Annotated in this window: 12 protein-coding genes and 1 tRNA gene; 5 read left to right on the forward strand and 8 right to left on the reverse strand. The window is 72.5% G+C overall.

What is annotated here, in order from left to right; genetic code table 11:
- Positions 1-13: 13 nt before the first annotated feature.
- From Q9R26_RS08165 to Q9R26_RS08190, 6 genes are read right to left on the reverse strand one after another with little or no spacing between them, the layout of a single operon-like run.
- Complete coding sequence (locus Q9R26_RS08165) at positions 14-658, reverse strand: TetR/AcrR family transcriptional regulator (protein ID WP_182066855.1); 645 nt, start codon at positions 656-658, stop codon at positions 14-16.
- Entirely contained in the window at positions 655-2736 is a 2082-nt protein-coding gene (locus Q9R26_RS08170; protein WP_311226977.1) for a CocE/NonD family hydrolase, read from the reverse strand. The genes Q9R26_RS08165 and Q9R26_RS08170 overlap by 4 nt, the downstream gene beginning before the upstream one ends.
- Complete coding sequence (locus Q9R26_RS08175) at positions 2733-4580, reverse strand: ABC transporter ATP-binding protein (RefSeq protein ID WP_311226978.1); 1848 nt, start codon at positions 4578-4580, stop codon at positions 2733-2735. The genes Q9R26_RS08170 and Q9R26_RS08175 overlap by 4 nt, the downstream gene beginning before the upstream one ends.
- Entirely contained in the window at positions 4577-5464 is an 888-nt protein-coding gene (locus Q9R26_RS08180; protein ID WP_311226979.1) for an ABC transporter permease, read from the reverse strand. Before Q9R26_RS08180 ends, Q9R26_RS08175 begins: the two co-directional genes overlap by 4 nt.
- The gene (locus Q9R26_RS08185; protein ID WP_311226980.1) at positions 5461-6498 is read right to left on the reverse strand and encodes an ABC transporter permease; all 1038 of its coding nucleotides are present in this window, start codon (positions 6496-6498) and stop codon (positions 5461-5463) included. Before Q9R26_RS08185 ends, Q9R26_RS08180 begins: the two co-directional genes overlap by 4 nt.
- The gene (locus tag Q9R26_RS08190; RefSeq protein WP_311226981.1) at positions 6495-8096 is read right to left on the reverse strand and encodes an ABC transporter substrate-binding protein; all 1602 of its coding nucleotides are present in this window, start codon (positions 8094-8096) and stop codon (positions 6495-6497) included. The genes Q9R26_RS08185 and Q9R26_RS08190 overlap by 4 nt, the downstream gene beginning before the upstream one ends.
- Positions 8097-8331: 235 nt before the next feature.
- Between Q9R26_RS08190 and Q9R26_RS08195 the strand changes: the two genes are divergently transcribed.
- From Q9R26_RS08195 to Q9R26_RS08205, 3 genes are read left to right on the forward strand one after another with little or no spacing between them, the layout of a single operon-like run.
- The gene (locus tag Q9R26_RS08195; RefSeq protein ID WP_209134446.1) at positions 8332-8925 is read left to right on the forward strand and encodes a molybdopterin-dependent oxidoreductase; all 594 of its coding nucleotides are present in this window, start codon (positions 8332-8334) and stop codon (positions 8923-8925) included.
- Positions 8922-9713 (forward strand): ferredoxin reductase, encoded by a 792-nt coding sequence (locus tag Q9R26_RS08200; protein ID WP_311226982.1) that lies wholly within the window; start codon positions 8922-8924, stop codon positions 9711-9713. Before Q9R26_RS08195 ends, Q9R26_RS08200 begins: the two co-directional genes overlap by 4 nt.
- Positions 9713-9982: a DUF6510 family protein gene (locus Q9R26_RS08205; RefSeq protein ID WP_311226983.1), complete on the forward strand. Its 270-nt coding sequence runs from the start codon at positions 9713-9715 to the stop codon at positions 9980-9982. Before Q9R26_RS08200 ends, Q9R26_RS08205 begins: the two co-directional genes overlap by 1 nt.
- Positions 9983-10272: 290 nt before the next feature.
- Here Q9R26_RS08205 and Q9R26_RS08210 read toward each other — a convergent pair.
- Positions 10273-10344, reverse strand: a tRNA-Gly gene (locus Q9R26_RS08210).
- Between the two features lie 132 nt (positions 10345-10476).
- Between Q9R26_RS08210 and Q9R26_RS08215 the strand changes: the two genes are divergently transcribed.
- Complete coding sequence (locus tag Q9R26_RS08215) at positions 10477-10683, forward strand: hypothetical protein (RefSeq protein ID WP_027465565.1); 207 nt, start codon at positions 10477-10479, stop codon at positions 10681-10683.
- A gap of 20 nt (positions 10684-10703) precedes the next feature.
- On the opposite strand, the gene Q9R26_RS08220 is transcribed toward Q9R26_RS08215, so the two are convergent.
- The gene (locus Q9R26_RS08220; RefSeq protein WP_311226984.1) at positions 10704-12086 is read right to left on the reverse strand and encodes a hypothetical protein; all 1383 of its coding nucleotides are present in this window, start codon (positions 12084-12086) and stop codon (positions 10704-10706) included.
- 84 nt (positions 12087-12170) lie between these two features.
- Here Q9R26_RS08220 and Q9R26_RS08225 point away from each other — a divergent pair, with 84 nt between their 5' ends.
- On the forward strand, positions 12171-12962 hold the full coding sequence (locus tag Q9R26_RS08225; protein ID WP_311226985.1) for an aldolase/citrate lyase family protein: 792 nt from the start codon (positions 12171-12173) through the stop codon (positions 12960-12962).
- The last annotated feature ends 39 nt before the right edge of the window (positions 12963-13001 follow it).

Consider the following 13001-nt stretch of genomic DNA (forward strand, 5'->3'; position numbering starts at 1 on the left):
AAGCCTTACCTCATCACAAGGGGGAACGACCGGTTCCGGCGATGTCCACAGCGGGCACACCGAGTTCGTGCGACAGGAACCGCCACATCCACGACAGCGCGACGGTGTTCGTGAGCCCCGGGACGCCCTGGGCGATCTGGGTCGCGACGCCGTCGCTGTACGCGGCGAGCTGCAGTGCGACGGTGTCTGCGTCGACGTCGACGAACACCCCGGCCTCCACCCCGCGTCGGATGACCCGCACCAGGCACGCCTCCCAGACGCGGATGCGTTCGGCGTACTCGGCGGCCACCTCGGGCCGCCGGACCACCGCGGTCCAGTAGTCGGACCAGATCCGCCAGTGCTGCCGGACCTGCTCGGTGTCACCGAACAGCGGGGCGACGAGCATCCGCAGCCCCACCAGCACGTCGGGTTCGGCGTCGACGGCAGCGACGATGGCGCCGTAGAAGCGCTCCGTCTCGAGCACGACGACCTCGTTCAGGATCTCCGCGACGCTGCCGAAGTGGTAGGTCACGGTGCCGACGGAGACGCCGGCCTCGGCCGCGATGTCGCGCAGTCCGGTGGCACCGACGCCGTTCCGGACGATCACCGCGCGGGCGGCCTCGACGATCATGGCGCGTCGGACCTCCGGCCGCTGCCGCACCCGTGCCGACGCGGTCACGCCGACGTCCGTGCGACGTCGTCGACGAAGGTCCGCTCGGTGACGAGCACCTCGGGTGCGTCGGGTCCGCCGTCGCGGGCCCAGGCGCGCACGGTGTTGACGACGTGGAAGGTGTCGGCGTCGGCGGTGATCTCGGACGTCGTCTCGAGGCGCGCGGCCCACTCCTGCTTCGTCAGCTCGATCGCCCAGTGGGAACTCGCCCGTGCGCTGGTCGGGTCGTCGGAGCGGATCCGGTACGTCTCACGGGCGTCCTCGGTGAACACCAGGCCGTCCGGGTAGACGCGCCCGCCGCCGTACCCGGGGTCGACGTCGAGCGTCCACTCCCCCGTCTCGACGTCGTGCGTCACCGTGCGCTGCGGCAGCGGTTCGGCCGGCGCGACGCGCTCGATCACGAGGGGCTCGGACCGTTCGGGCTCGGCGAAGACCACCCCGTCGTCGGTGGACCGGTTCCAGGTGGGCAGGGTGACGCTCGAGGCGGTCGGGTCGATCGTCACGGTGGCGTCGATGCCGTGCGGCCACACCCACGGCCAGTAGGACGAGGAGACCGCGATGCGGAGCCGGTGTCCGGCGGCGAACCGGTGTCCGGTCGAGACCAGGCGCACGGGCAGGTCGGCGGGCGTCCCGGGCACGAGCACGTCGTCGCGATCCATGCCGTCGCGCTTCGCGGCGTTCAGCACCCCGCGGGTGACGAGCGTCGACGAGCCGTCCGGTGCGACGTCGCAGAGCCGGACGGTCAGGGTGGCCCGGGGCTGGTCGCTCGTGACGGACAACCGCACGAGCACGTTGCCGAGCAGGTCGAAGGCCTTGCCGACCGGCAGGTCGAAGGTGACCGACCGGCCGTCCTCGGCGCGCTGGTCCGGCGGCAGGTCGGTGGCGTTGCCGAACGGGAAGAACCGACCGGCGTCCATCCCGGTGTGCTGCGGCGACCGTACGACGACCGGCCCGAGGTCGCCGCCCCGCAGTGCGGCGAGGGGCAGGACGCGCTCGTGGGTCGCGGCGGAGGGCCACGCCTCGGCACCGATCCAGCGACCGCGGCGATCGGCGTAGTACGGCGCGGGGGCTTCGCCCTCGTTGATCCAGGCCCGCAGTGCGGGGTCGTCCTCGACGCCGGTGTCCACCCCGAGCAGCCAGCGGTCCCACCACCGCAGGGTCTCCTGCAGGAACCCGATCGACGGCCCCGGTGCGAGTCCACGGTCCGGGTACTGGTGCGACCACGGGCCGACGATGCCCTTCACGGGGGCGCTGACGTGGTCGACGAGCCGGAGCACGGCGTCCCGGTAGGGGTCCGCCCAGCCACCGACGGCGAGCACCGCGGCGCGGATGCCGTCGTAGTCCTCGGCCGCGCTGCCGTGCCGCCAGTAGTCGTCGCGCTCCTGGTGCGCCAACCACACCGGCGTCATCGGGCGGTTCGCCTCGAGGCGTTCCCGCCAGCGGTCGATCCACCCGTCGCCGACGACCTCGGGCCGGGGCGGCCGGGAGTTGAAGGCGAACATGGTCGCGCCCCAGGCCGCCATGTCGATGCCGAGCACGGCGCCGCCGACGTAGTGCACGTCGTTGTCGTACCGGTCGTCCGTCGAGCAGACCGTCACGATGGCCTTGAGGGCTGCGGGTGCCCGGGCTGCGAGCTGCAGTGCGTTGAAGCCGCCCCACGAGATGCCGAACATGCCGACGGCGCCCGTCGACCACGGTTGCTCGGCGAGCCAGGCGATCACGGCTTCGCCGTCGAGCAGCTCCTGCTCGCTGTACTCGTCGTCGAAGAACCCGTCGGACGAGCCGGTGCCGCGGATGTCGACCCGCACCGAGGCGTACCCGTGCTGGGCGTACCAGGGGTGCCGCTCCGAGTCTCGCGGCGCGGTCCAGTCGTCGAGCCGGTACGGCAGGTACTCGAGCAGCACCGGCGTCGCACTGCTCGGGCCACCCGGGTGCGTCGGCGACTGCGACGGCGCCCAGATCCGCGCGTGCAGCCGCACACCGTCGGGCATCGGGATCCACTCGTCGCGGACCGTGACGCCGGCGGGCAGCGAGCCGGGGTCGCCGATGGCGGTGAAGGTGGCGGCGGTGCCGTCGTCGGTCGTCATGCGTCCTCCCAGTTGCGGGTGCGGTGTCCGTCGCCGTGGTCGGTCCAGCCGTCGGCCTGCCGCCAGCGCGGCACCCCGTCACCGACCTCGGGCAGGGTCGTGCTGCCGGGTTCGAGCGTCGCCGCGAGCAGCGTCGCCGTGTACGGGTGGTTCGGGCCGGTGAACACCCGCTCGGTCGGACCGATCTCGACGATCCGGCCACCGGTCATCACCGCGACCCGGTCCGCCACGCCCCGCACCACGGCGAGGTCGTGGCTGATGAACAGGCATGCGAGGCCCCGTTCGCGCTGCAGGTCGGCCAGCAGTGCGAGGATCCCCGCCTGCACCTGCACGTCGAGCGCCGTGGTGATCTCGTCGGCGATCACGAGCGACGGCTCGGCCGCGAGTGCGCGCGCGATCCCGACGCGCTGGCGCTGCCCACCGGACAGCTGCGCGGGCAGGCGGTCGGCGTACTCGGGGCCGAGCCCGACCTGGGTGAGCAGGGCCCCGACGCGCTCGCGCGAGGACGAGCCGCTGAACAACCGGAGCGGCCGCGCGACGGCTGCACCCACGGTGCGCCGCGGGTTGAGCGACGTGTCCGCGTTCTGGAACACGAGCTGCACGGCGCGCCGCAGGTCGGCTGCCCGTCCGGCGATCGGCTCGCGCAGGTCGCCGCGGGTCGTGCCGTCGTCGTACGTGAACGTCCCCGACTCGGCCGGCACCAGGCCGGCCAGCGCCGTCGCGAGCGTCGACTTGCCGCTGCCCGACTCGCCGACGACGGCGAGCGTCTCGTGCGCGGCGATCGAGAACGAGACGCCGTCGACGGCGGCCGGCAGGCCGCGGCCGTAGCGGACCACCAGGTCGTCCGCGGTCACCACGGGACGGGCGGGACTTCCGGGAGGCGCGGTGCGGGTGGCCGTGGAGCCGACCGGCCCGGGGACGGTCGCGTCATCGGGCACGTGCCCCGATCCTCCCCCCGTCGGCACGGCCGCCTCGCCGCTGGCGCGTCGAACCGGAACCGGCGACGTGGGCCCAGGCCGCCGCCCGTCCGGCACCGCGGCCAGCAGGGCGCGCGTGTACTCGTGCTGCGGCGCGGCGAAGAGCGCCGCGGTGGCGGCGTGCTCGACGACCTCGCCGTCGCGCATCACGGCGATCTCGTCCGCCATGGCGGACACCACCCCGAGGTCGTGGCTGACGAGCAGGACGGCCATGCCGAGCTGCCGACCGAGGTCGGCGACCAGGTCGAGGACCGCGGCCTGGGTGACGACGTCGAGGGCGGTGGTCGGTTCGTCGAGGACGAGCACCCGCGGCCGTGCGGCGACGGCCATGGCGATGGCGATGCGCTGCTGCTGGCCGCCGGACAGCTGGTGCGGGTACCGGCGGACGATCGCGTCGGGGTCCGGCAGCCGGACCAGCCGGACCAGCTCGGCGACCCGTTCGGGGCCGTCGGGCTCGCCGTGGGCGCGGAGGGCCTCGCGGATCTGCTCGCCGACGCGCATCGACGGGGTGAGTGCCTGTCCGGCGTTCTGGGCGACGACCGAGGCGGTGCCGCCGCGGAGTGCCCGGCGGCCGGCCGGCGACAGGGCGAAGACGTCGGCGCCGTCGACGCGGACCGTCCCGCCGTCGATCGCGGAGCCGGCCCGTAGGTGTGCGAGCAGTGTCCGCGCGACGGTGGACTTGCCGCTGCCGGACTCCCCGACCAGGCCGAGGGTGCGACCGGCCTCGATCGCGAACGAGACACCCCGGACGACGGGGACGCGTCGCTTTCCGGCGGCGTACGAGATGGACAGACCGTCGACACGGACGATCGCGTCGGGCACGGTCGTCGTCGCGGCGGACGTCGTGCCGGTGTCGGTGCGGGTCATGCGCTGACTCCCTGCTTCGCACGGTCGACACCGAGCGACTTGCTCAGGCCGTCGGCCGCGAGGTTCAGTCCGATCACCAGCGTGGCGAGCGCCACGATCGGGGCGAGGGTGCCGAGCGGCACCACGGTGAGCGCGGTGCGGTTCTCCTGCACCATCAGGCCCCAGTCCGGGGTCGGTGGGTTCGCGCCGAAGCCCAGGAAGGACAACGACGCGACGAGCAGCACGATCCACGAGGCCCGCATCGCGTACTCGACGAGCACGACGTCGAGCACGTTCGGCAGGATCTCGCGGAACACGATCGACAGCGGCCGCTCGCCCCGGGCGCGGGCCGCGGTGACGTAGTCCTGCGTGATCACGGTGCGGGCGGCGCCGCGGACGACCCGGGTCACCGCGGGGGCGTAGACGACCGTGACGGCGAGGACGATGACCCAGAGGCCGGCGTCGAAGACCGTCACGACGACCAGGAGCGCGAGGATTGACGGCACGCTGAGCAGGGCGTCGACGACGCGCATGACGACCTCGTCGAACCAGTTGTCGGCGTAGGCCGTGACGCAGCCGAGCACGGTGCCGACCGCGACCGCGATCGTTGTGGCGAGGAAGGTCACGGACAGCGCGTACCGGCCGCCGTTCAGGGTGCGGGAGAGCACGTCTCGGCCGTACTGGTCGGTGCCGAGCCAGTGCGTCCACGTCGGACCGGCGAGCACGTCGCCGGCGTTCGTGGCGAACGGGTCGTGCCCGGCGATGACCGGCGCGAGCAGGGCGAGGACCACGTGCAGGGCGATGAGGCCGAGGCCGATGCTCAGCGCCGTCGACCCGCGCAGCGGTGCGAGCGCGCCGGCGAGCACGTCGCTTCCGACGCGGCGGCGGGGTGCGGTGGCGGTCATGCGGCGGCCTTCCTGGTGCTGCGGGCGCTGCGGGCGCTGCGGGTGCGCGTGCGCGGTCGTCGCTGGCGGGTCCGCAGCTTCGGGTCGAGTGCGAGCCCGACGAGGTCGGCTGCCAGGTTGCACACGACGTAGATCAGGGCGCTCAGCAGGGCGATCGCCTCGATGGTGGGCAGGTCGCGGTTGAACACCGACTCGAGCATGAGCTTGCCCATCCCCGGGTAGTTGAAGACGTTCTCGACCACCACGACACCGCCGAGCAGCCACGCGACGTTGAGCGCGACGACGTTCAGCGTCGGGAGCAGGGCGCTCGGGACCGCGTGCTTCCAGACCACCCGGCGCATCGTGAGGCCCTTGAGCTCGGCCGTCGTGACGAACTCCGACGCCATCACGTCGATGGTCGACGAGCGGGCCGTCCGCACGATGTAGGCGGCCATCGCGAGGGTCAGCACGATGATCGGCAGCCAGATGGTGGGCAGCAGCTCGGCGACGGTGGCGTCGCTCCCCCGCAGCACGACGGCGGGGAAGACCGGCAGGCCGATCGCGAACAGCAGCACCAGGACGGTGGCGACCATGAACTCCGGCACGCTCATCACGACCAGGCTGACGATCGAGATCACCTTGTCGCTCGGACGGCCGCGGCGGACACCGGCGACGACCCCGAGCGTCAGGGACACCGTGACGCCGACGAGCATCGCGGGCACGGCGATGAGCATGCTGTTCCGGAAGGCCGTGAACAGCGTCGGGGCGACCGGTTCGCCGCTGACGAGCGAGGTGCCGAAGTCGCCGTGCACGGCGCCTCCGAGCCACTGCAGGTAGCGGAGCCAGACGTTCTGGTCGAGACCGAGGGTCTCGCGGAGCTGCTTCACGGCGTCGGGGGTGGCGTTCTGCCCGAGCAGCTGCTGGGCGACGTCACCGGGGAGTGCCTGCACCGCGAGGAACACGAAGAGCGAGGCGAGCACCACGGTCAGCACGGCGATGCCGATGCGGCGGAGGACGGGGACGAGGACGTCCGACGGCGTGTTCGTGGTCGTCATCGGCGCAGTCCGATCCGCAGGTAGTTGAACTCGAAGCCGTACTCCGAGTAGTTCACGACGTCGCGGGACAACCCCACGAGCCGGTCGCCGAACATCGGCGTCATGTCGGCACCGTCCTCGACGACGAGCCGCTGGGCGTCCTGGTACAGGGTGAGTCGCTTCGCGTCGTCCATCTCGGCGCGGGCGTCGTCGAGCAGCCCGTCGAAGGTCTCGTTCGACCAGGCGCTCTCGTTGTACGACGACCCCGAGCGGAAGATCTGGTTGAGCAGCTGGTCGATCGGCCGCCCCGTGAACCAGTAGCTCACCATGAGTGGCTTCTGCATCCAGATCTGCGTGTAGTACGAGTCCGAACTCGCGTTGCGCACGGTCAGACGGATGCCCGCGTCGGCGACGGCGTCGCGGTAGGCGACGGCCATCGGGGTGAACACCGACTCGTAGCTCGACGTGTAGATCGCGGCGCGGAAGTCCTCGCGCCCGGCCTGCTTGAGCAGCGCCCGGGCCTTGTCCGGGTCGTACTCGCGGTGGTCGTCGACGAACGCGGCGAGCTGCGGCGGCACGGGGTTGTCCCAGCCCGCCGAACCGGTGCCCTGCAGCGCGGTGTCGACGATCTTGCGGGGGTCGTAGGCGAGCTTCATCGCCTGACGCACCCGCGGGTCGCTGAACTCGTCGCTCGTGGCGAGCATCGGGATCGTGTACCACTGGGCGTTCTTCGACCTCGCGACGGTGGCGCGGTCGGACGCCGACACCACCCGGGCCGTGGCGAAGTCCAGGTTCGTCTGCGAGATGAGGTCGATCTGCCCGGCGAGCAGGGCGTTCACCCGCGCGGTGGTGTCCTGGATCGAGTAGAAGTCGATGCCGTCGAGCGCCGGGCGGCCGGCGAAGTGGTCCGGGAACGCCTCGACGCTGCCGGCACCGGCCGGGGTGAACGACGACAACCGGAACGGCCCCGTCCCGATCCCGGTGCGGCCGATGTCGGCGATCGCGTCGGCCGGCACGATGTAGCACTGGTAGGCGGTGAGCAGCGACGGGAACTCGGCGTTCGGCTTCGTCAGCGAGAAGCGCAGCGTGTACGGGTCGACGGCGCGCATCGAGTCGGCGTCCATGACCTCGCCGAGCACCCCGGCCTGCGGGCTGCCGGTCTTCTCGTCGAGGATGTGCCGGATGCTCGCGATGGCGTCGTCGGCGGTGAACCGGGACCCGTCGTGGAAGACCACGCCCCGGCGGAGCGCGAAGGTCCACTCGGTGCCGTCGGCGTTCGCGGACCACTCCTCGGCCAGGTCCGGCACCGGGGTGCCCTGCTGGTCGAGCTTGACGAGCCGGTTGTACAGCGCGCCGAGGTACTCGTAGGCCGACAGCGAGCTCGCGGAGTCGAGGGTCTCGGCGGCGGACGCGGCGGGCCGTGCGATGCGCAGGCGCCCGCCGCGACGTGCGACGCCGGTGGCTGCGGCCTCGGGGATCGTGGGGGTGCCGGCGGACGCGCCGGAGCTGCATCCGGCGAGGGTGAGCAGGCCGAGGCCGGCCAGACCGGCGGCGCCGGTGATGAGCGCCCGACGGCTCGGACCGTGGGCGCCTCGGGGTTCGGGGACGATGGGCTGCATTCGGGGTGACCCCTCCTGTAATCGTTCCGGTGAACGATAGAGGTCCCGGGCCGATCCCCCAAACCCGCTCCCGACGCGCGGGTCACCACCGCGTCCGACCCGATCGGCGAGCCCACGCGGATCCGCCGCCGCGCACGACCGTTCCGTCCACACGTGGAACGTTTACCAACCCGTTACACGGGCGCGCCCGGTTCGCGGCATGATCGGGAACGACTGACGTCCGACGAGGAGGACCATGGCCACGTTCACCCGCGGGTTCGGCGGTCGACGCGACGACCGCGACGACACCCGCATCCCGCCCGGTCAGACCCTGGTCCGCGACTGGCCCGTCCTGTCCGCCGGGGCGACGCCCGACATCGAGCCGACCGACTGGGCCTTCTCGATCCGCACCGAGTCCGGCCTGCACCAGTGGACCTGGGACGAGGTGCACGCGCTCGGCGTCGAGGACGTCACCGTCGACATCCACTGCGTCACGCACTGGACCAAGCTCGACATGCCGTGGCGGGGTGTCCCGCTCGACCGCCTGTTCGCGGACGTCGAGACCGATCTCGACTACTGCATGGTGCACAGCTACGGCGGGTACACGACCAACGTGCCGCTCGACGAGCTGCTCGACGGCAAGTCCTGGATCGCGTTCGAGGCCGACGGCGAGCCCCTGACGCCCGAGCACGGCGGACCCGCCCGCCTGCTGGTCCCCCACCTGTACTTCTGGAAGAGCGCCAAGTGGGTGCGCGGCATCGTCATGCAGTCCGACGACGAACCCGGCTTCTGGGAGAACGCGGGCTACAACCTGCACGGCGACCCGTGGAAGGAAGAGCGGTACTGGTGACGCTCCCCGACACCGGCCTGGAGGCACGGATCGCCCCCCTCGCTCGTCCCGCCACGCGCCGACGGCCGGCCTGGCACGCCGCCACCGTCGCGTCCGTCGGCCGCGAGACGACCAACGCGCGCCGGATCGTCCTCGACGTCCCCACCTGGCCGGGCAACGACCCCGGGCAGCACCTGGACCTGCGGCTGACCGCCGAGGACGGCTACCAGGCACAGCGCTCGTACTCCATCGCGTCGGCCGGCCCCGCGACCGACGTCGTGCTCGCGGTCGACCGGGTGGACGGCGGCGAGGTCTCGCCGTTCCTCGTCGACGCCATCGAGGTCGGCGACGCGCTCGAGGTCCACGGACCCCTGGGCGGTTGGTTCGTCTGGCGGCCGGCCGAGTCCAACCGTCCGGTGCAGCTCATCGCCGGCGGCTCCGGCATCGTGCCGCTCGTCGCGATGGTGACCGCCCACGCCGAGGCGGACGACCCGGCGCCCTTCCGGCTCCTCGCGGCCGTCCGCACACCGGACGACGTGTTCTTCCGTGCGGAACTCGACCAGGCGCTCGCGAGCCGGGCACCGCTCGAGGTGACCCACGTGTACAGCCGCACCGCGCCTCCAGGCTCGACCGTGCCGGCCGGCCGGTTGACGCGGGACGCGCTCGCTGCGGCGGTGTTCCCACCGGACGCGGGCGCCCTGGTCTACGTGTGCGGATCGACGCCGTTCGTCGAGCAGGTGCTGCGCTGGCTCGCCGAACTCGGGCACGACACGAGCGACGTGCGTGCAGAACGGTTCGGGGGCAACTGATGGTCGTCGTGGACGGCAACGCGCTGGCGGGGACCCTGGCGCACAGCCTGGGGCCCGAGCCGACCGCGGTCGCCCTGCGGTGCGCCGGGTGCGGTTCGCTCGGGGTGCTCGGGCAGACCACCGTCTACCGCACCGCGATGGGATCGGTCGCGCGCTGTCGCGGGTGCGACACGGTGCTCGTCACGGTCGTCGAGTCCGGAGCCCGGCGGTGGGTGGGGTTGCCCGGCGCCCGGACGATGTCGGTGTCGGTACCGGACGGCATCGAGTAGCACAAGGCTCCCGCGGCGCGTCGTGCGGGTTTCTTGCGGGTTCCCGCAACACTGGATCCGGTTCCCACCCGACCGGCGGACGGCTCCGGATACATCCTCGGAACTGCGTCAGGCCACCCACCCGGCGCGGACCAGTGGGGGCAGGGTCGCCTCCGCGCCCGGTGGGCGCGGGTACCCGAAGCCTGCGCTCGCCGGGCCCCCACCAGACACGACAGAACCCCCGGTCGCTCTGGTGAACGACCGGGGGTTCCGGTGCTGTTTGGTTCTCGCTCTCGGTCGTGTCAGACCCGAGCGGATGACGAGATTCGAACTCGCGACCCTCACCTTGGCAAGGTGATGCGCTACCACTGCGCCACATCCGCATTCGCACGCCGTGCTGGCCGTGCGGGGATGACTCTACCCGATGACGGGCGGCATCAGCGGTTCCGGTCCTGTTCCGGGCGTGTCCGGCGCGGCGCGGGCGGTCCGTCAGGTCGACGGAGTTCGATCGGACCATGAGCTACGTGCACGACAATCCCGGCGGGACCGAGGCCCACGGCGTCGACCTGGTCGACGGTGACGCCCCCGCGATCCGGATCCTGGTGCACGGCGACCTGCCGACCACGATCGAGCACGAGGGTCGCACCTGGCTCGCGACGGGCGACGCCCACGACGCGGGCGACGACGACACCCCGCCGATCGCGATCTACCGCCCGGTCTGAGCCGACCCAGGGCGGCCCAGTCAGTGACCGCGGACGTCACCCGTCAGGATCGCGTGCTCGACACCCGCTGACAGCTCGTCGTGCAGGGCGTCCGCGAAGAACTCGCCGGCACCGAGGCTGATGAGGTGCGCGACCGCGGCCTCCGCAGCCGGGAACCCGGGCTCCCACTCGTCGTGCAGGAACGCGCGGACGTGTCCGGACTCGTGCACGACGACCACGCCGATGTGCTCGTGCCGGCTGCCGTCCTCGAGCACGGCGTCGAAGACGATGGGCTCGGTGTCCTCGCCGAGTTCCTCGAGCAGGACGGTGCCGGTGCCCGGCCACTCCGTCCGGTACGGCGGCAGGTCGGGTGCGTGCAGGTGCCCGGCGAGCTCGTCCGACGCCGATTCGATGTGCCCGGTGGACAGGTACTCGTCGACGACGTCGTGGATGCGGGCGTGCAGGTCCGGCTCGTACTGCCACCAGCGCTGGTGCACGGTGCGGAGCCACTCCTGGGTCGCGGCGTCGGCCGAGGCCGAGATCCCCACGAGCTGCGGTGCGGTACCGGGCGAACCGACGACCTCGAGCTGTTCGTCGTGCGTCTCGACCGTGATCGACCCGGTGGTCTCGTCCGCGTGCACGCCGTGGACGTCCTCGGGCGCGGCGGCCCAGATGCTGGCGGGGAGCTTCGGCGGCAGGTCGAACGGCACCGCGATCGCCGGCTGTGTCATCGCGTGGTCGATCGCGTCGCCGAGGTGCACCTCGTCCGACCGGGACCCCATCACGATGCCACCTGTCGGCGGCGCGAGCGACAGGCGTTCCAGGTCGTCCGGCGCGGCGTTCATCGAGGTGAGCACCGCGGTGTCGGCCCACTGCACGAACGCGCCGGCGGACCGGTCGTCCTCGCCGAACGGCACGTCCCACGCCGTCGGGTCCGCGAGCACCCACGATGCGGTGCGACCGGCAGGACCGCGGCGGACGGCGTCGACGATCGCGGGCAGCAGTCCGGGCAGCCCCCGGTACGCGGGACGGACCGTGAGCCGGTCGACGGCGAGCAGGTCGGGCTTGCCGAGCATCTCGGCGGCGTGGGTCTGCAGCGAGAAGAACGTCTCCCCCGTCGCGTCCTGCGCGGCGACGGCGGACGCGAAGGACCCGGCGACGTCGGAGACCTGGTAGCCGAGCACCAGCGCCTCGAGCGACTCCGGCGCACGGCTGCTGAACGCGGTGACCTCGGCGACGGAGACCGCCTCGGTCTCGTCGTCGTCGGTGATCGGGACGCGGACGTCGATCACCCAGCGGTCGACGTCCTGCCCGGGGTAGGCGTCACCGTCCTCGTCCGAGATCGTGATGTGCACCAGGCGCAGGGAACCGTCCCAGGCGTCGTGGACGTGCTGGGCGATGGCGGCATCGGGGTCGTCGTTCACGGACGCAACGGTACCGGTGCCACGAGCCGTGCCGCGGCACCTCGGTACGCTGACCGGTGGACCACGAGCAGACGGAGGACCACGATGCCCGCACTCGGAGACGGCCGCGCCGACGGCGTGTGGTGCACGCTCGGCGAACCCCGAACCACCGCCCAGATCGCGCAGAACGGGTTCGCCTGGCTCGGTCTCGACGCCCAGCACGGCGCCTTCGACGACGCCACACTCCTGGCGACGATGCCGGCGCTCGCCGCGGTCGCACGGCAGGTCCCCGTGGCCGTCCGGGTCGCCGAGGGCTCGGACGCCGCCATCGGCCGTGCGCTCGACCTCGGCGCCGACATCGTGATCGTCCCGATGATCGAAACCGTCGAGCAGGCCGAGCACGCCGTCCGTGCCGCGCACTACCCGCCGCGGGGCCGACGGAGCTGGGGGCCGATGGCGGGACTCTGGGGCGGTGCGGCACCGTCCGCCGCCGCTGCCGACCCCGAGGTGTGGGTGATGCTCGAGACACCCGAAGGCCTCCGTGCCGCTGAGCAGATCCTGGCGATCCCGGGCGTCACGGCGGTGTTCGTCGGTCCCTTCGACCTGTCGATCGGACTGGGCATCGAGCTGGACGCACTGCTCGCAGCCGACGACGGAGCCGTAGCTGCCGACGACCTCGCCGACGGCCAGCACCGCCCGGCCGCACTCCCCGCGATCGTCGCCGCAGCCCGCCGCGCGGGCAAGCACACCGGCGCCTTCGCCGGTGACCTGGACCGCGCCGAACGGCTCCGCGCACTCGGGTTCGACCGCGTCGCCGTCGTCACCGACGGGACCCTGCTCGCCCACGGCGCGGCCGCGGTGCTCGGCGAAGCGGCCACCGGTCGCACGTCGTACTGACGGGTCGTCGGCGGCGGACGCAGCAGGGAGCGGTCCTCG

The sequence above is a fragment of the Curtobacterium sp. BRB10 genome (assembly GCF_031844325.1).
GTDB lineage: Bacteria > Actinomycetota > Actinomycetes > Actinomycetales > Microbacteriaceae > Curtobacterium > Curtobacterium poinsettiae_A.

Bases quoted from the DNA above. Each gene is read 5' to 3' on its own strand.
- Q9R26_RS08205 (WP_311226983.1), top strand. From the start codon at position 9,713: ATGGTCGTCGTGGACGGCAACGCGCTGGCGGGGACCCTGGCGCACAGC.
- Q9R26_RS08225 (WP_311226985.1), top strand. From the start codon at position 12,171: ATGCCCGCACTCGGAGACGGCCGCGCCGACGGCGTGTGGTGCACGCTC.
- Q9R26_RS08175 (WP_311226978.1), bottom strand. From the start codon at position 4,580: ATGACCCGCACCGACACCGGCACGACGTCCGCCGCGACGACGACCGTG.
- Q9R26_RS08185 (WP_311226980.1), bottom strand. From the start codon at position 6,498: ATGACGACCACGAACACGCCGTCGGACGTCCTCGTCCCCGTCCTCCGC.
- Q9R26_RS08190 (WP_311226981.1), bottom strand. From the start codon at position 8,096: ATGCAGCCCATCGTCCCCGAACCCCGAGGCGCCCACGGTCCGAGCCGT.
- Q9R26_RS08180 (WP_311226979.1), bottom strand. From the start codon at position 5,464: ATGACCGCCACCGCACCCCGCCGCCGCGTCGGAAGCGACGTGCTCGCC.
- Q9R26_RS08215 (WP_027465565.1), top strand. From the start codon at position 10,477: ATGAGCTACGTGCACGACAATCCCGGCGGGACCGAGGCCCACGGCGTC.
- Q9R26_RS08170 (WP_311226977.1), bottom strand. From the start codon at position 2,736: ATGACGACCGACGACGGCACCGCCGCCACCTTCACCGCCATCGGCGAC.
- Q9R26_RS08195 (WP_209134446.1), top strand. From the start codon at position 8,332: ATGGCCACGTTCACCCGCGGGTTCGGCGGTCGACGCGACGACCGCGAC.